Raw genomic sequence first — 19,765 nt, 5'->3', positions numbered from 1 at the left:
CGCCGACGCGACAGGGTGCGTGGATGCGCCGTTCCGCCCGCCGGGACGGCGCATCCGCGCACTCCGTCCATCGCGGGCCCCGCCGATCAGGAAGCGCTCGCGACGAGGTGGCGCTCGTCGGTGGAACGTGAGGGGGACGGCGACCGTCGTCAGGCGGTGGGGACCTCGGCGGCCAGGATCGCGCCCAGGACGCCGTTGACGTAGCCCGGCGAGTCGTCGGTGGACAGCGTCTTGGCCAGCTCCACCGCTTCGTCGATCACCACGGCGTCGGGGACGTCGTCAGCCCAGAGCAGCTCGTAGACCGCCATGCGCAGGATGGCGCGATCGACGTCGGGCAGCCGGTCGATCGACCAGCCCGACGCGTGGGTGTCGATGAGCTCGTCGATGCGCCGGGCGTTCTCGTCGAACCCCTCGACCAGGCGGATCGTGTGCTCGGGTACCGGCGGGTTGCCGTCGGCGACGCGCTCGCCGAGCAGCTCCCGTCGGTTGCGGCCACGGACGTCGGCCTCGTACAGGACGTCGACGGCGCGCTTGCGTGCCTTGGAACGTGCGGCCATCAGCGTGCGGACCGGATGTGGACCAACAGCCGGCTCAGTTGGCGCGGCCGAGGTACCGGCCGTCGCGGGTGTCGACCTTGAGCTTCTCGCCGGTCGTGATGAACAGCGGGACCTGGATCTCCGCGCCGGTCTCCAGCCGCGCCGGCTTCGTGCCGCCGGTGGAGCGGTCGCCCTGCAGGCCCGGGTCGGTGTGCTCCACCACGAGCTCGAGGGTCACCGGGAGCTCGATGTACAGCGGCACGCCCTCGTTCACCGCAACCATGGCCTCGGTGTTCTCCAGCATGTAGTCCGCCGCGCCGCCGACCGTCGCCGCGGGCACGGTGATCTGGTCGAACGTGTCGCCGTCCATGAAGACGAAGTCGGCGCCGTCCTTGTACAGGAAGGTCATGTTGCGCTTGTCGACCGTGGCCGTCTCGACCTTCAGACCGGCGTTGAACGTCTTGTCGACGACCTTGCCCGAGAGCACGTTCTTCAGCGTGGTGCGCACGAACGCGCCGCCCTTGCCGGGCTTCACGTGCTGGAAGTCGGTGACGGTCCAGAGCTGGCCGTCCAGCTTGAGGACGATGCCGTTCTTCAGGTCGTTGGTGGTAGCCATCAGAGAACCAGCAGTTCCTTGCTCGTGAGGGTCAACAGTTCGGGCGCGTCGTCCGTGACGATCAGGGTGTCCTCGATCCGGACACCGCCGTGGCCGGGCAGGTAGACGCCCGGCTCCACGGTGACGGCCATGCCGGCAGCCAGGGTACCTGCGCCCAGCGGCCCGATCCCCGGCGCCTCGTGGATCTCCAGCCCGACACCGTGCCCCAGTCCGTGGGTGAAGTGCTCTCCGTGGCCCGCCTGGGCGATGACGTCGCGGGAGGCGGCGTCCACCGCGACGACCTCCGCTCCGACGGCCAGCGCCGCCCGTCCCGCCGCCTGGGACTCCGCGACCAGGGCGTAGATCTCGCGCTGCCAGTCGGCGGCGTGCTTGAGCACCACCGTGCGCGTCATGTCCGAGTGGTAGCCGTCGACGGTGGCGCCGAAGTCGAGCTTCAGGAAGTCGCCGTCGCGCAGCACGGTGGCGTCGGGCCGGTGGTGCGGGATGGCCGAGTTCGCGCCGGCGGCGACGATCGTCTCGAACGAGGGCGCCTCGGCACCGAGGGCGAGCATCCGGGCGTCCAGCTCGCGGCCGACCTCCAGCTCGGTCCGTCCCGCCCGGAGGGCGCCCTCCGCGGCGAGCTCGGCCAGCGCCTGGTCGGCGACCGCGCAGGCCCGCCGCAGCGCCTCGATCTCGCCGTCGTCCTTGATCGCCCGCTGCGCCTCGACCGCCCGGCGGATCGACTCCAGCTCCGGCACCGTGCCGCCGGCGGCGGCATCGGCGAGCACGCGGCGCAGCTGCTCGAGCCCGTCGACGGTCAGCTCGTGGGACTCGAAGCCCAGCCGCCCGGTGCCCGCGCGGACGGCGGCACGGGCCAGTGCCGGCACGGTGCCGCGGTCAACGAGGACCTCCACGTCGGGCACCTGGGCCGCCGCCTGGGTCGTGTACCGGCCGTCGGTGCCGAAGAGGTCGGCTGGGTGGGCGGGAGACGGATCGGTCCGGACGAGCAGCGCGCCGTTGGACCCGGTGAACCCGGTGAGGTAGCGGACGTTGAGCAGGTTGGTGACCAGGACGGCGTCCAGGCCCCGCTCGGCGGCGGTGGCGCGCAGCGCGTCCCGGCGTGCGGCGGCCCGTGCGCTCACCGGTGACCTCGCAGCGACATCCACTGCAGGGCGAGCACGTAGCCCTCGACGCCGAGCCCGGCGATGACGCCGTCGGCCACGGCGGAGACGTAGGAGTGGTGCCGGAACGGCTCGCGCTTGTGGATGTTGCTGATGTGCACCTCCACCAGCGGGGCGTTCAGCGCGGCGAGCGCGTCGTGCAGCGCGACCGAGGTGTGCGACCAGGACGCCGGGTTGAGCACGACGGGGTCACCCGCGTCGGTGGCCTCGTGGATCCAGCGCAGCAGCTCGGCTTCGTCGTCGGTCTGGCGCACCCGCACGTCCAGCTCCAGCTCGCGCGCCGTCGTCTCCAGGACGTCCACCAGCTGGGCGTAGGTCGTCGAGCCGTAGATCTCCGGTTCGCGCGTGCCGAGCCGGCCGAGGTTGGCACCGTTGAGCACCTGGATCGTCACGCACTCTCTCCGTTCGACGGGGCGGCGGGGTGGGTGGACGACACGGCCGCCCACGCGGCGTCCAGCCAGGACTGTTCCGGGTCGGTCAGGATCCGGGGGTTGCCGATGCCGTCGAGGACGACGAAGCGCAGCACCGCGCCGCGGGCCTTCTTGTCCACGCGCATGACCTGCTGCAGCTGCGCCCAGTCGCCGCGGTACGTCGTCGGCAGGCCCATGGCGGTGACCAGCTCGCGGTGCCGCTCCACCTCCGCGCGGGTGAGCAGGCCGGCCTCCCCGGCCAGCTCGGCGGCGAACACCATGCCGACGGCGACGGCCTCGCCGTGCCGCCAGCCGAAGTCCTCGAGCCGCTCGATGGCGTGGCCCAGCGTGTGCCCGTAGTTGAGGAACTCGCGGACGCCGGTGTCGCGCAGGTCCTGACCGACGGCGTCGGCCTTCACCTGGACGGCGCGGGCGATCAGCTCCTCGGTGTCGCGCCGGCCGGTGGGGTCCTCGGTCAGCAGCCGCAGGATCTCGCCGTCGGCGATGAACCCGCACTTGACCACCTCGGCCAGACCGGAGCGGAACTCGGCCTCGGGCAGCCCGTCCAGGGCGTCGGTGTCGGCGAGCACGGCGGCGGGCGGGTGGAACGCCCCGACCAGGTTCTTCCCCGCCGCAGTGTTGATGCCGGTCTTCCCGCCGACGGCGGCGTCGACCATGCCGAGCAGGCTGGTGGGCACCTGCACCACGCGCACGCCGCGCGCCCAGGTGGCGGCGAGGAAACCGGCCAGGTCGGTGACCGCTCCCCCGCCGAGCCCGACGACGGCGTCGGTGCGGGTGAGCCCGAGCCGGCCGAACTGCTCCCACGCGCCGGCGGCGACCTCGGCGGTCTTGGCCGCCTCGCCGTCCGGCACGACCATCGCCTCGGCGGCGACCCCGGCGGTCTGCAGCGTCTCGACCGCCGCGCCGGCGGCAGCCGTCAACGGCGGCGCGTGCACCACGACGGCTCGTGCGGTGCCGTCGAGGACCAGGCCGAGGCGCGCCTGCGCCCCCGGACCGATCAGCACCTCGTAGGGCCGCTCACCGGGCACCTGGACCTGCCTCATCGGGCGTCCCTCCCCTGGATCAGCTCGAGCACGTCGGCGACGACGTCGTCGGTGGTCCGGTCGCTGGTCGGCACCGTGCCGGTGGCCACCTCGCGGTACAGCGGGGCGCGGTCCTCGAGCATGGTGCGCAGCATGGCTCGGGGGTTGATCGCCAGCAGCGGCCGGTCCCGGGAGAGGCCGACGCGCTTGGCCGCGGAGTGCAGGTCGACGTCCAGCCACACCACCAGCCCCCCGGCCCGGCCGTGGGCGACGAGCAGCTCCCGGGTGGCCGGGTCGACGACCGCCCCGCCGCCGAGCGCCAGCACGCCGTCGTGCTCGGCGAGCCCGCGGGCCACCGCCGTCCGCTCCAGCCCGCGGAAGTGCGGCTCCCCGTGCTGGACGAACAGATCGGCCACGGAGCTGCCCGTCTGCTCCTCGACGTCCCGGTCGGTGTCCCGGAACCCGATGCCCAGGGCGGTGGCCACCGCCGTCCCCACCGTCGTCTTGCCCGACGCCGGCGGTCCGACCAGCACCAGCACCGGACCGGTCCCCCGAGGCGTCACCGGAGCGGGAGGGCGTCGAGGTAGGCCTGGGCGTTGCGCCGGGTCTCGGCCAGCGAGTCGCCGCCGAACTTCTCCAGGGCGGCGTCCGCGAGGACCAGCGCCACCATCGCCTCCATGACCACCGAGCCGCGGGGCACGGCGCAGGCGTCGCTGCGCTGGTTGATGGCGACCGCGGGCTCCAGCGTCGCGGTGTCGATGGTGGCCAGCGCCCGGGGCACCGTGGAGATCGGTTTCATCGCCGCCCGCACCCGCAGCACCTCGCCGTTGGTCATGCCGCCCTCGATGCCGCCGGCGCGGTCGGTGCGCCGCTGCACGCGCCGCCCCCCGCCCGGCGACCCGGCCAGGTCGATCTCGTCGTGGGCGACGGAGCCGCGGCGCCGGGCGGTCTCCAGGCCGTCGCCGACCTCGACGGCCTTCACCGACTGCACGCCCATGAGGGCGCCGGCCAGGCGGGAGTCCAGCCGCCGGTCCCAGTGCACGTGGCTGCCCAGGCCAGGGGGCAGACCGTGGACGACGACCTCGATGACGCCGCCGAGGGTGTCACCGCTCTTCCGGACGTCGTCGATCTCGGCGACCATCGCGGCACTCGTGGCGGGGTCGGCGCAGCGCACCGGGTCCTCGTCGATGGCGGGGTTGTCGTCCGGCCCCGGGAGCAGGCCGTCGGGCGCGGTCACCGGGCCGATGGCGACCACGTGGCTGACCACGGAGACGCCGAGCGCCTGGCGCAGGAACGCCTGCGCGATCGCGCCGAGGGCGACGCGGGCCGCGGTCTCCCGCGCGCTGGCGCGCTCGAGCACGGGCCGGGCGTCGTCGAAGCCGTACTTCTGCATGCCCGCCAGGTCGGCGTGCCCGGGACGCGGGCGGGTCAGCGGCGCGTTGCGGGCCTGGCTCTCGAGCACCTCGGCGTCCACCGGGTCGGCCGACATGACCGTCGACCACTTGGGCCACTCGGTGTTGCCCACCTGGACGGCGATGGGGCCGCCCTGGGTGCGGCCGTGCCGCACCCCGCCGCTGAGGGTGACCTCGTCCTGCTCGAACGACATCCGGGCGCCCCGCCCGTGGCCCAGCCGGCGGCGAGCCAGCTCGCGGTCGAGATCGGCGGTCTGCACCTCGACGCCGGCGGGCAGGCCCTCCAGGATCGCGGTGAGCTGCTGACCGTGCGATTCCCCTGCGGTCAACCAGCGCAACATGCGCATGATCCTAGAAGGAGCCCGTTCCTCTCCCCCCTCGCAGGCTCGGGGGCGAGCCTCCGAACGGGACCGACGTCAGCCGGGCGGGACCGCGCCCAGCGCGAGGGCCAGCACGGCGCCGGCCAGCAGCGGCGGGCCGAACGGGATCGCGGTCCGCCAGCCGACGCGGCGGGTGACCAGCAGCAGGACCGAGACGAGCGCCCCGGTGAGCAGACCGAGGAAGACCCCGGCCATCAGCACGCCCCAGCCGAACCAGCCGAGCAGGAGACCGAGGAGCCCGAGCAGCTTCACGTCCCCCAGGCCCAGCCCCTGCGGCGAGACGATCCAGCCCAGCCCGCCGGCGAGCACCGCGGCCGCGCCGGCCGCCGCCGCGGTGAGCAGCGCGCCCCAGGTGCCGTGCACCACGGCGTCGACCAGCAACGCGGTGGAGCACACGAGGTAGGCGGGGTAGGTGACCCGGTCGGGCAGGCGGTGGCTCAGCAGGTCGGTCGCTGCCAGCACCACCGCCGCTCCCGCGGCCCAGGCCAGTGCTCCGGTGGCCGGCCGCAGACCGGTCAGCTCCCCCGCCCCGGCGAGCAGCGCGGCGAAGGCGGCGGCCATGACGCCGGTCCGCAGCGGGGTGGGCAGCACCGCGTCGTCCCGGGCGGCCAGCCGGACGGCGACCCGTGCCAGCCACGGCCCCACGACCACGGCGATCACCAGCACGCCGACGGCGAGCACCGGCCGGGACGGCTCCACCGGGCGGCCCGCTCAGTGCACGGCGAGCGCGGCGTCCAGGGCGCGGCGCATCTCCGCGATCGGCGCCGGGAAGCCGGTCATCAGCTCGACCTGCACCGTGGCCTGCCAGAACAGCACCTCGGCGCCCCCGATCACCGTGCCGCCGGCCGCGGTGACCCGCTCGGCCAGCGGCGTCGGCCACGGGGCGTAGAGCACGTCGAGCACGGTCTGCCCCGGCCGCCAGGGCAGCGCGCCGGCCGCGGGCTGGCCGGCCACCGGCACGGTGCTGACCACCACCGGCGCATCGACCGCCGTCTCGCCGAGCCGCGAGACGGTCACCGGGACCTGCAGGACGTCGAGCACGCGGACGAGGTCGGCGGCCCGCGCCGGCTCCCGGACGACGACGTCGACGTGCTGCGCACCCAGCGAGGCCAGCGCGACGGCGGCGGCCGCGGCGGTCCCCCCGGCTCCGAGGACGGCTGCGCGCTCGACCGACTCGACGCCGCCCACCTGCAGGGCGGTGCCGATGCCCGCGACGTCGGTGTTCTCCGCCCGCCAGCCGCCCGGTTCGCGGACGAGCGTGTTGGCCGCGTGCAGCAGCCGCGGGAGCGGCTCCACGCGGTCCGCGACGTCCACCGCCGCCTGCTTGCAGGGCATGGTGACCGAGAAACCCCGCCACTCCTCGTCCAGCCCGGCGAGCAGGTCGGGCAGGTCCTCGGCCCCGACGTCCAGCGCGTCGTAGCGCCAGCCGTCGAGCCCGAGCGCGGCGTAGGCCGCACGGTGCAGCAGCGGCGAGAGCGAGTGCGAGACAGGCCTGCCGAGCACCGCCGCCCGCCCGGGTCCGCCCGGCACCGCTCCGTCAGCCACCGCAGCCGAGGCCGGCCTCGGCGCACCGCTGGCGCGCGGCCAGGAACTCGTCGTAGTCGGCGGTGAAGAAGTGGTTGCCGTCGGCGCTCTCGAGCACGTAGTACAGCAGGTCTCCGCTGCTCGGCTCGAGCGCCGCCTCCAGGCTGGCCTCGCCCGGCGAGCTGATCGGCGTCGGCGGCAGCCCGTCCTGGGTCCTCGTGTTGTAGGGGTTGTCCGACCGCAGGTCCGAGACGGTGAGCTCGTTCCCGCTCTTGCCCAGCCCGTAGGCCAGCGTGGCGTCGATGCCCAGCCGGACCCCCTGCTCGAGCCGGTTGTAGATGACCTGCGCGACGTCGGGGCGTTCCTCGTCCAGCCGGGTCTCGGACTGGATCATCGATGCGATCGTCACGATCTCGGCCGGCGTCCGGCCGAGTGCGGCGGCGCGCTCCTCGAGCCGGAGGGTGCCCGCGACGCTGGTGAACTGCTGCACCATCCGGCGCAGGATGTCGGCCGGCGTGTCGTCGGGGTCGAGGTCGTAGGTGGCCGGGAAGAGGTACCCCTCCAGCTGACCGTTCGCGTAGGGCGGCAGCCCCAGGGCGTCGACGTCCGCCGCGGCGGCCCGCAGCTCCTCGAGCGGCCGCCCGGTCTCCGTGGCGACGCGCTCCAGGATCTGCGCGACGGTGAGGCCCTCGGGGATGGTCACCCGGGACAGCAGCCGGGAATCCGACTCGAGGAGCCGGTCCAGCGCGGCGCTCCCGCTCATCTGCGACCGCAGCTCGTAGACCCCGGGCTGGATGCCCGTCGCCTCGGGGCGGCCCTCGGCGGCCTCCACGAAGGGCTGGGTGGAGGCGATGACGCCCTCGTCGGCCAGCGTGCGAGCGATCTCGCTGAGGGTGTCGCCCTGCTGGACACGGACCTCGACGGTGCCGCTGCCCTCACCCGTGTAGTCCTCGGCCGCGGTCAGGCCCAACAGCGCCTGCACGCCGAGGACGATGCCCACGACCAGCCCGCCGAGCACGAGCAGGCTGAGCAGCACGGCCAAGGGGCGACGCCGGCGACTTCGCCCGCCGCGCCGGTCGTAGGGCACCAGCGGGATCGCGCCCCCGTGGTCGTCGGGGTGCTCCATCTCCTCGAGGCGTCCGGTGTCGTCGAGCCCCAGGTGGTCATCGGTGCCGGCGTCGACGGACGCGGCGTGGACGTCCTCGTCGTCGATGTGCTCGTCGTGGACGGGCTCGTCGAGGATGTGCTCGTCGTCGGGGCCGGGGGTGCGGCCCGCGTCCGGCGTGCCGCCACCGGCGTCGTCCCCGCGGGACCGGCGGCCCCACCGGCGCCGGCGGGGGGCGTCGTCCTCGACGTGCGCGCCGATGACGTCCAGGCCACCGGTGCGGTCCCAGGACTCGGTGTCGCCCTCGGCCGGATGGTGTTCGTCGTCGTGGGCCTCGTCGTCCGCGGCCGGACCGATGGGGTGTGCGGCGACGGTCGCGTCGTCGTCGGCCGGGCGGTCCGCCCGCGGCTGGAGCCGGTCCCACACCCCCGAGGGCATCGGCGGCAGCGGACCGGACGGGTGCTGGCTGCCGGGGCGCTGGGGCTCCGGGCGCTGGGCGTCCCCGGGCCCGCCGGAGGCGGCGGGGACGTCGTCGCCGCCCCCCTGCCGGGCGCGCGGGTGATCGGGGTGGTCGGGGTGGTCGTAGGACCACCACGCGGGCTCGGGCAGCGGCCCGGTGTGGCGGTCGCGTCGGTCCGGCACACCCGGCACGGGAGAAAACCCGCCGGTCGGGGTGCCGGCGCCGGCCCAGGGCTCGAACCGGGGCCGCGCGGGCCCGCCGCCGCGCCCGGGATCGGAGCCGACGGAGGGCGTGGCGGGCACACCCGGGACGGGCGGCGGGCCGCCGGCGTTCCAGGGGGAGGACGGGAATCCACCGGTGCCGTCGCCGGCGGAGTGTCGTCCCCGCCGGCCCGGACCACCGGGGTAGGTCACGACCGTGCCCGCCGGCTGTCCAGGTACTGCTGCAAGATCACCACGGCAGCGGCCTGGTCGATCACGGAGCGCTGATTGCGGCTGTCGATGCCGCCCTGACGCAGGTGCGCTGCTGCGGTCACGGTCGAGAGCCTTTCGTCGATCAGGTACACCGGCACGTCCGAGATCCGGTCGGCCAGCGCCTGAGAGTAGGCCGACGCATCCTCGGCGGAGGCGCCCGACGCACCCGACAGATGCCTCGGGTCCCCCACCACCACCTCGGTCACCTCGTGTTCCGCCACGAGCGCGGCGAGGCGGTCCAGGTCGGCTCCGTCCTTGGCCCGCCGGAGCGTCTCCAGGGGGCTGGCCAGGGTGCCGGTGGGGTCGGACAACGCCAGCCCCACCCGCACGGTGCCGACGTCGACACCGAGCACGCGGCCGGTGGCGACGCCGCCGGCAGCCGGCTTCGGCGGCACCTTGAGGTGCGCCGGCCAGCCCCCGGACAGGTCGATCTCGCTGGTCTCGTTCGACACTGGCGGGAACCCCTGGCGGAGGTCGATCTCCGTCGTCGGGTGGTGGGTCGGCTGACCCGGCGCCGGCCGTGGCCGTGCGGGCGGGACGGCGGGCAGCTCGCGCCGCCGGCTCCCGACCGGACCGGTGTCGTCGGGGTTGTAGTCGGAACCGTTGTCCTCGGTCGTGGGCACGGTGCTCACCTCCCAGTGGCGGTCGCAACCGCCTGTTCGCCGGCCTGCAGCGCAGCGGGGATGCCCGCCGCGTCGGTGCCGCCCCCCTGGGCGACGTCGGCCTTTCCGCCACCTCGACCGCCGACGGGACCCGCCGCGGCCTTCAACACGTCGTTGGCCGACAGCCCCTGCGCCAGGGCGGCCGGGTTGAGCGCCGCCACGAGGGCCACCTTGCCACCTGACTCCGATGCCAGCAGCACGACCGCGGGGCGCTCGCCCAGCCGGCCGCGGACGTCCAGCGCCAGGGTGCGCAGGTCTCCCCCGCCGAGCCCGGCAGGCGCGCCGGTGACCACGGCGACCCCGCCCACGTCCTGCGCGCCCGCGGCCAGCTGTCCGGCGGCCGCCAGGTTCTGCTGGCTGCGCAGCTCCGCCAGCTCCCGGTCGACGTCGCGCAGCCGGGACAGCATGCCGCCGACCCGCTCGACCAGCCCGTCCTGCGGGGTCTTGAGCAGCTCGGCCAGCTGGCGGACGAGGTCCCGCTCGCGGGCGAGATAGCGGAAGCCCTCCAGGCCCACCACCGCCTCGACGCGGCGCGAGCCGGACCCGACCGAGGACTCGCCGGTCAGCGCCAGCGTGCCGATCTGCGCGCTGCCCCGCACGTGCGTGCCACCGCAGAGCTCGCGCGACCAGGGGCCGCCGATCTCCACGACGCGGACCTGCTCGCCGTAGGTCTCGCCGAACAGCGCCAGCGCGCCGAAGGCCCGGGCCTCCGGCAGCGTCATCCACGAGGCCGACACGGCGTGGTCGGCGCGGACGGCGGCGTTGGCGACGTCCTCGATGTCGGTCCGCTGCTGCGCGGTCAGCGCCCCCTGCCAGGCGAAGTCCAGCCGCAGGTACCCCGGGCGGTTGTACGACCCCGACTGCAGCGCCTGCGGGCCGAGCACCTGCCGCAGGGCGGCGTGCACCACGTGCGTGCCCGAGTGGGCCTGGCAGGCCGAGAGCCGCCACTCGCGGTCGACCTCGGCGGTGAGCTCGGCGCCCTCGCGCAGCTCGCCCTCCAGCACGCGCACCTGGTGGGCGACCAGCCCCTTGACCGGGCGCTGCACGTCGATGACCTCGGCGCGGCCGCCGTCCCAGGTCAGGATGCCGGCGTCGGCCACCTGCCCACCGGACTCGGCGTAGAACGGCGTGCGGTCGAGCACCACGCGGGTGATCTCGCCCGGGCCGACCGGTCGCGGCGCGGCGTCGTCGTCCCCCTCGGCGACGACGCCCAGCACCCGGGCGTCGGTGCGCAGCGTCTCGTAGGCCTGCCAGTCGGTGGGGCCGTGTTCGGCGAGCAGTCGCCGGTAGGCCAGGACGTCGACCGAGCCGGTCCGCTTGGCGCGCGCGTCGGCGCGAGCCCGGTCGCGCTGCTCGGTCATGAGCGCGCGGAAGCCCTCCTCGTCGACGGTCACGCCCTGCTCGGCGGCCATCTCGAGGGTGACGTCGATCGGAAAGCCGTAGGTGTCGTGCAGGGAGAACGCCTGCTCCCCGGTCAGGGACGGCGTCCCGGCCCCCTTGGCCGCGGCGACGGCGGTGTCGAACAGCGCCGTGCCGGAGGTGAGGGTGCGGCGGAACGCCTCCTCCTCGGCGTAGGCGACGGCGGAGATGCGGGCGAAGTCGGTGGCCAGCTCGGGGTAGCTGGCGCTCATCGCGTCACGGGAGACCGGCAGGAGCTCCGGCAGCGAGGCGTCCTCGACGCCGAGCAGCTTCATGGAGCGGACGGCGCGGCGCAGCAGCCGGCGCAGGATGTAGCCGCGGCCCTCGTTGCCGGGCGTGACGCCGTCGCCGATGAGCATGAGGCCGCTGCGGACGTGGTCGGCGACCACGCGCAGCCGGACGTCGGCCTCGTGGTCCTCCCCGTAGGTGACCCCGCTGAGCTCGGCGGCGCGCCGCAGCACGGGCGCGACCTCGTCGATCTCGTACATGTTGTCGACGCCCTGGAGCAGGAAGGCCACCCGCTCCAGGCCCATGCCGGTGTCGATGTTCTTGTTGGGCAGCTCACCGACGACCGTGAACTCCTCCTTGCTCCGGACGTCGGTGAGCTCGTACTGCATGAAGACGAGGTTCCAGATCTCCAGGAACCGGTCGCCGGCGGTGTCGACCAGCGGGCCGCCGTCGGGCCCGGACTCCGGGCCGCGGTCGTAGTAGATCTCCGAGCACGGGCCGCCGGGGCCGGCCGCTCCCGTGTGCCAGTAGTTGTCCTTCTTGCCCAGCCGCTGGATCCGCTCGACCGGCAGGCCCGCGATGCGCGCCCAGGCCTCGGCGGCCTCGTCGTCGTCCAGGTAGACCGTCACCCAGAGCCGCTCGGGGTCGAATCCCAGACCGCCGTCGGCGACCGGGCCGGTGAGCAGCTGCCAGGCGTGCTGGATCGCCCCCTCCTTGAAGTAGTCGCCGAAGGAGAAGTTGCCGTTCATCTGGAAGAACGTGCCGTGGCGGGTGGTCTTGCCCACCTCCTCGATGTCGAGGGTGCGCACGCACTTCTGCACGCTGGTGGCCCGCGCGAACGGCGCCGGCTCGCGACCGGTCAGGTACGGGATGAACGGCACCATCCCGGCCACGGTGAACAGCAGCGAGGGGTCCGGCGACACCAGCGACGCGCTGGGGACGACGGTGTGGCCGCGCTGGGCGAAGTGCTCCAGGAAGCGGCGGCGGATCTCGGCGGTCTGCATCAGGTCTTCTCGGTCTCGGCGGACTGGGCCGGGCGGGAGGGTGGGCGTCCCGGCGGGCGGTTCAGGATCGGGAGGCGTGCGCCCCGCCACGACCGGGCAGCTGCACCTGGTCGCCCACCGGCAGCGGGGCGTCCAGCCCCGTGCCCGCGCGCAACTCCTGCTCGCGCTCGGCCATGGCGTCGCGGATGTCGGCGCCGAAGTCACCGATGGCGTCGGCCAGGTCGCGCAGGCCGTCGGCGATCGACGCCCCGATGCCCGCGGGCGTCATCTTCTCCGCCGCGCGGCTCAGCTTGCGGACGACGAGCGCGCCGATGGTGATGCCCATGGCGAGCCAGAACAGCCGGCGCATCAGACGGCCCGCCGGGCGGCACGACGCGCGCGGCGCGCCTCCTTGTCGCGGCGCGCGGCGTCGGCGAGCGCCTCGCCCTCGCGCTTCTTCTTCGTCGCGCTGCGGACGCCGTAGGAGAACGCGGCGACCTTGATCAGCGGGCTGCCCAGCGTCGCGGCGACGACGCTGGTGAGGGCGGCGACGTTGCTCGACACGTTGGCGGCGTTGCCGGTGATGTCGTCGACCCGCTCGAGGTTGCTGTTCACGTGGGTCACCGTGGTGCTGGCCTGGGTCAGGATCGGCGCGCTCTGCTCGCGGACCTGCCGGATCGTCAGCGTGGTCTCGTCCAGCGTGCGGCCGAGCTTGAGCAGCGGGACGGCGACCAGCACCACCAGCAGCACCAACGCACCGGCTGCGACCAGCCCGGCGATCTCTCCTGCGGACACACGTGCTCCTCGTCTGTTGGTCTCGGCGACCGGGCTGCCCGCCCGGCACGGCCGGGTCGACCGGTGGGCGGAGTCGTCAGACTAGTCGCGGGGCCGCCGGATGCGTTCCGCGTCCCCGTTCCCATCGGCAGCCGCGTCAGCGACCGCGACGCACGATCGCTCTCAGCTTGGCCAGCCGCTCGCCCAGTCGGGCCTCGGCGCCCCGGCCGGTGGGCCGGTAGTAGTCCCTGCCGACCAGCGCGTCCGGCGGGTACTGCTGCGGGACGACGCCGTCGGGATGGCTGTGCGGGTACACGTAGGTCTGGGCGTGACCGAGCTTCTTCGCACCGGCGTAGTGCCCGTCGCGCAGGCCGGGCGGCACCGGCCCGGCCAGGCCCTTCCGCACGTCGGCCACCGACTCCCCCATGGCTGTGGTGACGGCGTCGGACTTGGGGGCGGTGGCCAGGTGCACGACGGCCTGCGCGAGCGGGAAGTGGCCCTCCGGCATGCCGATCATCTGGACCGCCTGCATCGCCGCCACGGCCAGCGGCAGCGCCGTCGGGTCGGCCATGCCGATGTCCTCGCTGGCGGAGATGACCAGCCGGCGGGCGATGAAGCGCGGATCCTCCCCCGCCTCGACCATGCGTGCGAGGTAGTGCATCGCGGCGTCGACGTCGCTGCCCCGGATGCTCTTGATCAAGGCGCTGGCGACGTCGTAGTGCTGGTCGCCCTGGCGGTCGTAGCGCACAGCGGCCTGGGCGACCGCCGTCTCCAGCGTGGCCAGGTCGATCTCGGCCGAGCCGACCGCCTTCGCCGCTCCGGCGCCGGACTCCAGGGCGGTGAGCGCCTTGCGGCCGTCCCCGCCGGCGATGCGGACCAGGTGCTCCTCGGCCTCGGGGCTCAGCGTGACGACGCCGTCGAGCCCGCGGTCGCTGGTGAGCGCCCGGTGCAGCAGCGTGCGCACGTCGTCGTCCTCCAGCGGCTGCAGCGCCAGCACCAGGCTGCGCGAGAGCAGCGGGCTGACCACGGAGAAGAAGGGGTTCTCCGTGGTGGCCGCGATCAGGCTGACGATCCGGTCCTCGACCGCGGACAGCAGGCTGTCCTGCTGGGTCTTGGAGAAGCGGTGCACCTCGTCGATGAACAGCACGGTGCGGCGGGAGGAGAAGGTGAGCTCGCGCTTGGCGCTCTGGATGACCGCCCGCACCTCCTTCACCCCGGAGTCCAGCGCCGACAGCTGCACGAACTGCCGCTTGGTGGCCAGCGAGATGACGTGCGCCAGCGTGGTCTTGCCGGTCCCGGGGGGCCCGTAGAGCACCAGGGACATCGGCTCGTCGGACTCCACCAGCCGGCGCAGCGGGGCGCGCGGGCCGAGCAGGTGCTGCTGGCCGACGACCTCGTCCAGCGCGCGCGGCCGCATGCGCACCGCGAGCGGGGCACCCGGATCGAGGACGGGCGCGCCGTCCTCGTCCGGAGCGGGGTCGAACAGCGATGTCATACCGTCGGTTCGCTTCCGCGGCGCGCTCCGCTCCTCACTCGTTCCTCGCTGCGATGCTCACCCGCCTGTCCGCTCACGGTTGCGACGCTACCCGCGGGGCACGACAGGCCCCGTGCAGCAGCGACGCATCGGAGACCGGGACGTGAGCGCGATCGGGCTGGGGGCGATGCCCCTGTCCACCAAGGAGCCACGGCCCTCCCGCGAGGAGGCGATCGGCGTCGTCCACGCCGCCCTCGACGCCGGGGTGAATCTAGTAGACACCGCCGACGCCTACTCCCGCGACGAGGCGGAGTTCGGGCACAACGAGGAGCTCGTGGCCGAGGCGCTGGCCTCCTACGGCCCCGGCGCCGCCGACGTGCTCGTCGCCACCAAGGGCGGGCACACGCGCTCCGGCACAGACTGGCGGCTGGACGGCTCGCCGGACTACCTGCGCCGGGCGTGCGAGGCCTCGCTGCGCCGGCTCGGCGTGGACGCGATCGGCCTGTACCAGCTCCACCGCCCCGACCCCGCGACGCCGTGGGAGGACTCGATGGGAGCCCTGCGGGCGCTCGCCGACGACGGGCTGGTGCGGATGGTGGGGGTGTCCAACGCCGACATCGCGCAGATCGACGCCGCCCGCGCCATCGTCGGCGACGGCTTCGTCAGCGTGCAGAACCAGCTCTCCCCCGGCTGGCGCTCCTCGGCCGGGGAACTGGCGCACTGCGCGGCGCACGGGCTGGCATTCATCCCGTGGAGCCCGTTCGGCGGGGTGGGCGCGGCCGGCTCGCTGGACACCTCTGCGCCCGCGTTCGCCGGGGTGGCCGCGGAGCTCGGCGTCTCGGTGTACCGGGTGGCGCTGGCGTGGCACCTCGCGCAGGCCGACGTCGTCGTCCCCATCCCCGGCGCCTCCCGTGCGGCGTCGATCCAGGACTCGGCGGCCGCCGCCTCGATAGAGCTGACCCCCGACCAACTGGCCCGCCTCGACGCGAGCTGACCCCTCTTCTCGCCTCCCGCCACCCGGTTCCCTGCCTCCCGCGATCATCGAGTTGTTGCCGGCGACACGGGCCGGCGCGCCGCGGCGGGCGAGCACGAGGCGATGATCGCGGTCCACAGTTGCGGCCGCCGTCCACAGATCGACGCCGACCGGCCGGAACGGGCAGCTGAGGACCCACGGTCGCCTGCATGGGCGAGGTCGATCTAGGGACGGCGTACACCTGGGCCGCGGCTCGGCAGAGGGGCGCGGCCCGCCGCCAGGTGGGACGCGACGGCGTGCGGCTGGGACGCGGGCTGTACCTGTCCTCGGCGGTGGAACCGAGCCTGGTCCAGCGCTGCGCGGCGTGGGCCCTGGTGCTTCCCGCAGACGCCGCCTTCGGGCTGTTCACTGCAGCCCTGCTGTGGAGAGCCCCCGTTCCCGAGGACGGACCCGTGCAGGCGGTGGTGACCCCGCGAAGCGTCCTGCCGCAACGACGTGGGCTGCAGGTGCGGGTGCGCACCGATCTCACGCCGGCCGACGTCGTCCCGCTGTCCGGTCTGCGCGTGACCTCGCCGGCCCAGACTTACCTGGACCTGGCCGCGCGGGTGCCCGGACACGAACTGGTGGCCATCGGCGACGCGCTGCTCCGTGGTGGGCATCTCGATCGCGCTGCACTTGCATCCCGGCTCGCTCGGGCGTCCGGCGCTCGCGGTGTCATCCGTGCCCGAGCATGCGCCGGGCTACTCTCCCCGCTGGCCATGAGCCGCCCGGAGAGCCTGATTCGGTACTGGCTGGCGACCAGCCGCCTGCCCGAGCCGGAGCCGCAGGTGCCGATCCTCGACCGGCACGGACGAGCCGTCGCCCACGCCGACCTGGGCTGGTCCCGCTGGAAGGTCGCGGTCGAGTACGAGGGCCGGCAGCACGCGGAGCGGACTCAGTTCGGCCGGGACGTGGAGCGCTACTCCCTGATGGCGGCCGACGGCTGGCTGACGGTCCGATTCGCCGCCCGGCACCTCGACGAGCAGCTCGTGGTGGACCGCGCACGGCGGGCTCTCCTCTCCCGCGGCTGGCGCTGATACCCGCGATCATCGAGTTGTTGCCGGCGACACGGGAGGGCGCGCCGCGAGGAGCGAGCGGAACCCGATGATCGTGAGGCGGGTGAGGCGGGAGGGGCGAGGGGGTCAGCGGCCGAGGACGTCCTTCAGCGCGGCGAGCACGAGGGCGACCTTGCCGGGTGCGGCGTTCGGGCCCATGAGGCCGATCCGCCACACCGACGCCGCGTACGCACCCGCGCCCGCCCCGATCTCCAGGTCGTAGCGGTCGAGCAGCTCGGCGCGAACGGTGGCCGAGTCGACGCCGTCGGGCACCTTCACCGTCGTGAGCTCGGGCAGCCGGGAGCCTTCGGCGGCGAACAGCTCCAGCCCCAGCTCGGCCAGCCCCGCGTGCAGCATGCGGCCGGCCTCGGCGTGCCGGGCGTGGACGGCGTCCAGCCCCTCGTCCAGGATCCGGCCGAGCCCCGCGTGCAGGGCGACGACCATGCCGGTCGGCGCGGTGTGGTGGTAGGTGCGCCCCGAGCCCGCCGCCTCCCCCGCGTATCCGCCGAGCAGGCCGAGGTCGAGATACCAGCTCTGCGGCTTGTCGATCCGCCGCTCCCACGCCCGGTCGTTGATGGTGAACGGGGCCAGCCCGGGCGGGACGCCGAGGCACTTCTGCGAGCCCGAGTAGGCGAGGTCCACGCCCCACTCGTCCAGCCGCACCGGGACGCCGCCCAGCGAGGTCACGCAGTCCGCGAGCAGCAGCGCGTCGCCCTTGCCGGCGGCCAGCGGCCCGAGGTCGGAGAGCACGCCGGTCGAGGTCTCGGCGTGCACCGCGGCGATCAGCTTCGGCGCCGGGTGCGCCTGCAGCACCCGGGAGGCGTCGACCGGCTGCCCCCACTCGTGCTCGACGGCGACCACCTCCGCGCCGCAGCGCGAGGCCACCTCCACCATGCGCTGCCCGAACAGCCCGTTGACCGCCACGACGACGACATCGCCGGGGCCCACGGTGTTGACGAACGCCGCCTCCATGCCCGCCGAGCCGGTGGCCGAGAGCGGCAGCGTGCGCCGGTTCGCCGTCCCGAAGACCTGCCGCAGCCGCTCGGAGGTCTCGTCGAGCACCTGGAGGAAGAGCGGGTCCAGGTGCCCGAGCAGCGGGAGCCCCAGCGCGGCCTGCGCCTCCGGGTATGGGTTGGACGGGCCGGGGCCGAGCAGGGTGCGGGCGCGCAGCGTCATGGCGATCGGCTACTTCGTCGGGTCGGCCGGGCCGGACGCTTCCGGGAGGGCCGGCTCCTCGGGCTGCGCGTCGATGCCGGCCTCGCGGCGCTGGACGTCGGTGATCGGTGTCGGCGCGCCGGTCAGCGGGTCGAACCCGGCTCCGGTCTTCGGGAAGGCGATGACGTCGCGGAGCGAGTTCGCGCCGGCGAGGAGCATGACGACACGGTCCCAGCCGAAGGCGATGCCGCCGTGCGGCGGCGGCCCGTAGGAGAAGGCGTCGAGCAGGAAGCCGAACTTCTCCTGAGCCTCCTCGGGCCCGATGCCCATGAGGTCGAACACGCGCTGCTGCACGTCCTTGCGGTGGATACGGATCGACCCACCGCCGATCTCGTTGCCGTTGCAGACGATGTCGTAGGCGTAGGCGAGCGCGTTGCCGGGGTCCTGCTCGAAGCGGTCGATCCACTCCGGCTTCGGCGAGGTGAACGCGTGGTGCACCGCGGTCCAGGCGCCCCCGCCGACGGCCACGTCACCGCTCTCCCCGGCCGGCTCGAACAGCGGGGCGTCGACGACCCAGACGAACTCCCAGCGGCTCTCGTCGATCAGCCCGCAGCGCGCGCCGATCTCCAGCCGGGCCGCAGCCAGCAGGCCGCGGGCCGACGACGCCGCCCCCGCCGCGAAGAAGACGCAGTCGCCGGGTGAGGCACCGACGTGGGCAGCGAGGCCGGCGAGCTCGGTCTCCGACAGGTTCTTGGCGACCGGGCCGGTGAGCGAGCCGTCCTCCTGCACCAGCACATAGGCCAGCCCTCGGTGGCCCCGCTGCTTGGCGAAGTCCTGCCAGGCGTCGAGCTGCCTGCGCGCCTGCGAGGCGCCGCCCGGCATGACCACCGCGCCGACGTAGGGCGCCTGGAACACGCGGAAAGGCGTGTCGGCGAAGTACTCCGTGCACTCGACCAACTCGCAGCCGAAGCGCAGGTCCGGCTTGTCGTTGCCGTAGCGGCGCATGGACTCGGCATAGGTGATGCGCGGGATCGGGAGCGGGACCTCGACGCCCACGAGGGCCCACAGGGCGGCGACGATCCGCTCGCCGACCGCGATGACGTCGTCCTGTTCGACGAAGCTCATCTCGATGTCGAGCTGGGTGAACTCCGGCTGCCGGTCGGCCCGGAAGTCCTCGTCGCGGTAGCAGCGGGCGATCTGGTAGTAGCGCTCCATGCCACCGACCATCAGCAGCTGCTTGAACAGCTGAGGGGACTGCGGCAACGCGTACCAGTTGCCGGGCTGCAGGCGCACGGGCACCAGGAAGTCGCGGGCGCCCTCGGGGGTGGACCGGGTGAGCGTCGGCGTCTCGATCTCGAGGAAGCCCTCGTCGTGCAGCACGTCGCGCGCAGCCCGGTTCACGTCGCTGCGCAGCCGCATCGCAGCGGCCGGTCCGCTGCGGCGCAGGTCGAGGTAGCGGTGGCGCAGCCGGGACTCCTCGCCGACCTCGACGTGGTCGTCGATGGGGAACGGCAACGGGTCGGACTGGCTGAGCACCTCGACACCAGCCGCCACGACCTCGATCTCGCCGGTCGGCAGCTCGGGGTTCTCGTTGCCCTCGGGGCGGGTGCGGACCTCACCGGTCACGAGCACGCAGTACTCGTTGCGGAGGTGGTGCGCCTCCTCCTCGCGGACGACGACCTGCACGTAGCCCGATGCGTCGCGCAGGTCGAGGAAGACCACGCCACCGTGGTCGCGGCGGCGGGCCACCCAGCCGGCGAGGGTGACGGTGGTGCCCGCGTCGGACGCGCGCAGCGTGCCGGCGTCGTGGGTGCGCAGCAAGGGATGTGGCCTCTCGTGGTGGTGGGTGGGAGGGATCTGGCGGGCGGTGGGGCGGGTGGAAAG

General features: G+C 74.2%; 19 protein-coding genes. 2 read left to right on the top strand and 17 right to left on the bottom strand.

The features are described 5' to 3' along the window. Positions 1–149 precede the first annotated feature (149 nt). The 15 genes from nusB to RM425_RS13875 form a co-directional block, all read right to left on the bottom strand. Complete coding sequence (gene nusB / locus RM425_RS13945) at positions 150–557, bottom strand: transcription antitermination factor NusB (protein ID WP_311345819.1); 408 nt, start codon at positions 555–557, stop codon at positions 150–152. A 34-nt stretch (positions 558–591) separates the two neighbouring features. Continuing rightward, a complete protein-coding gene (efp, locus tag RM425_RS13940) occupies positions 592–1,152 on the bottom strand; it encodes an elongation factor P (RefSeq protein ID WP_311345818.1) in 561 nt (186 codons plus the stop codon). Next, the gene (locus RM425_RS13935; protein WP_311345817.1) at positions 1,152–2,273 is read right to left on the bottom strand and encodes a M24 family metallopeptidase; all 1,122 of its coding nucleotides are present in this window, start codon (positions 2,271–2,273) and stop codon (positions 1,152–1,154) included. Before RM425_RS13935 ends, efp begins: the two co-directional genes overlap by 1 nt. After that, a complete protein-coding gene (aroQ, locus tag RM425_RS13930; RefSeq protein ID WP_311345816.1) occupies positions 2,270–2,704 on the bottom strand; it encodes a type II 3-dehydroquinate dehydratase in 435 nt (144 codons plus the stop codon). The genes RM425_RS13935 and aroQ overlap by 4 nt, the downstream gene beginning before the upstream one ends. Next, entirely contained in the window at positions 2,701–3,786 is a 1,086-nt protein-coding gene (gene aroB, locus RM425_RS13925) for a 3-dehydroquinate synthase (RefSeq protein ID WP_311345815.1), read from the bottom strand. Before aroB ends, aroQ begins: the two co-directional genes overlap by 4 nt. Then, positions 3,783–4,304, bottom strand: coding sequence for a shikimate kinase (locus RM425_RS13920; RefSeq protein WP_311345814.1), 522 nt, complete (start codon positions 4,302–4,304; stop codon positions 3,783–3,785). The genes aroB and RM425_RS13920 overlap by 4 nt, the downstream gene beginning before the upstream one ends. Before the next feature lie 20 nt (positions 4,305–4,324). Further along, positions 4,325–5,518 carry a chorismate synthase gene (aroC, locus tag RM425_RS13915; protein ID WP_311345813.1) on the bottom strand — a complete coding sequence of 398 codons (1,194 nt, stop codon included), beginning with the start codon at positions 5,516–5,518 and terminating at the stop codon, positions 4,325–4,327. A 75-nt stretch (positions 5,519–5,593) separates the two neighbouring features. Continuing rightward, complete coding sequence (locus RM425_RS13910) at positions 5,594–6,256, bottom strand: prepilin peptidase (RefSeq protein ID WP_311345812.1); 663 nt, start codon at positions 6,254–6,256, stop codon at positions 5,594–5,596. A 12-nt stretch (positions 6,257–6,268) separates the two neighbouring features. Next, positions 6,269–7,087: a shikimate dehydrogenase gene (locus tag RM425_RS13905; protein WP_311345811.1), complete on the bottom strand. Its 819-nt coding sequence runs from the start codon at positions 7,085–7,087 to the stop codon at positions 6,269–6,271. A gap of 7 nt (positions 7,088–7,094) precedes the next feature. After that, positions 7,095–8,828 carry an endolytic transglycosylase MltG gene (gene mltG, locus RM425_RS13900; RefSeq protein ID WP_311345810.1) on the bottom strand — a complete coding sequence of 578 codons (1,734 nt, stop codon included), beginning with the start codon at positions 8,826–8,828 and terminating at the stop codon, positions 7,095–7,097. A gap of 227 nt (positions 8,829–9,055) precedes the next feature. Continuing rightward, on the bottom strand, positions 9,056–9,742 hold the full coding sequence (gene ruvX, locus RM425_RS13895; RefSeq protein ID WP_311345809.1) for a Holliday junction resolvase RuvX: 687 nt from the start codon (positions 9,740–9,742) through the stop codon (positions 9,056–9,058). A 5-nt stretch (positions 9,743–9,747) separates the two neighbouring features. Then, entirely contained in the window at positions 9,748–12,432 is a 2,685-nt protein-coding gene (gene alaS / locus RM425_RS13890; protein WP_311345808.1) for an alanine--tRNA ligase, read from the bottom strand. A gap of 61 nt (positions 12,433–12,493) precedes the next feature. Then, positions 12,494–12,781, bottom strand: a complete 288-nt coding sequence (locus RM425_RS13885; RefSeq protein WP_311345807.1) for a hypothetical protein — start codon at positions 12,779–12,781, stop codon at positions 12,494–12,496. After that, positions 12,781–13,206 carry a DUF948 domain-containing protein gene (locus tag RM425_RS13880; RefSeq protein ID WP_311345806.1) on the bottom strand — a complete coding sequence of 142 codons (426 nt, stop codon included), beginning with the start codon at positions 13,204–13,206 and terminating at the stop codon, positions 12,781–12,783. Before RM425_RS13880 ends, RM425_RS13885 begins: the two co-directional genes overlap by 1 nt. A 136-nt stretch (positions 13,207–13,342) precedes the next feature. Continuing rightward, the gene (locus RM425_RS13875; protein WP_311345805.1) at positions 13,343–14,680 is read right to left on the bottom strand and encodes a replication-associated recombination protein A; all 1,338 of its coding nucleotides are present in this window, start codon (positions 14,678–14,680) and stop codon (positions 13,343–13,345) included. A 142-nt stretch (positions 14,681–14,822) separates the two neighbouring features. On the opposite strand from RM425_RS13875, the gene RM425_RS13870 reads away from it, so the two are divergent. Further along, complete coding sequence (locus RM425_RS13870; RefSeq protein WP_311345804.1) at positions 14,823–15,653, top strand: aldo/keto reductase; 831 nt, start codon at positions 14,823–14,825, stop codon at positions 15,651–15,653. 188 nt (positions 15,654–15,841) lie between these two features. Next, positions 15,842–16,708, top strand: a complete 867-nt coding sequence (locus tag RM425_RS13865) for an endonuclease domain-containing protein (RefSeq protein WP_311345803.1) — start codon at positions 15,842–15,844, stop codon at positions 16,706–16,708. Between the two features lie 105 nt (positions 16,709–16,813). Here RM425_RS13865 and RM425_RS13860 read toward each other — a convergent pair whose 3' ends face one another. Together RM425_RS13860 and aspS are read right to left on the bottom strand one after the other, a co-directional pair. Continuing rightward, a complete protein-coding gene (locus RM425_RS13860; RefSeq protein ID WP_311345802.1) occupies positions 16,814–17,902 on the bottom strand; it encodes a pyridoxal-phosphate-dependent aminotransferase family protein in 1,089 nt (362 codons plus the stop codon). Between the two features lie 9 nt (positions 17,903–17,911). Further along, positions 17,912–19,702, bottom strand: coding sequence for an aspartate--tRNA ligase (gene aspS / locus RM425_RS13855; protein WP_311345801.1), 1,791 nt, complete (start codon positions 19,700–19,702; stop codon positions 17,912–17,914). Positions 19,703–19,765 lie beyond the last annotated feature (63 nt).

The sequence above is a fragment of the Blastococcus goldschmidtiae genome (assembly GCF_031845325.1).
GTDB classification, from domain to species: Bacteria; Actinomycetota; Actinomycetes; order Mycobacteriales; family Geodermatophilaceae; genus Blastococcus; species Blastococcus goldschmidtiae.
This window is presented reverse-complemented; position numbering and strand designations above follow the sequence as displayed.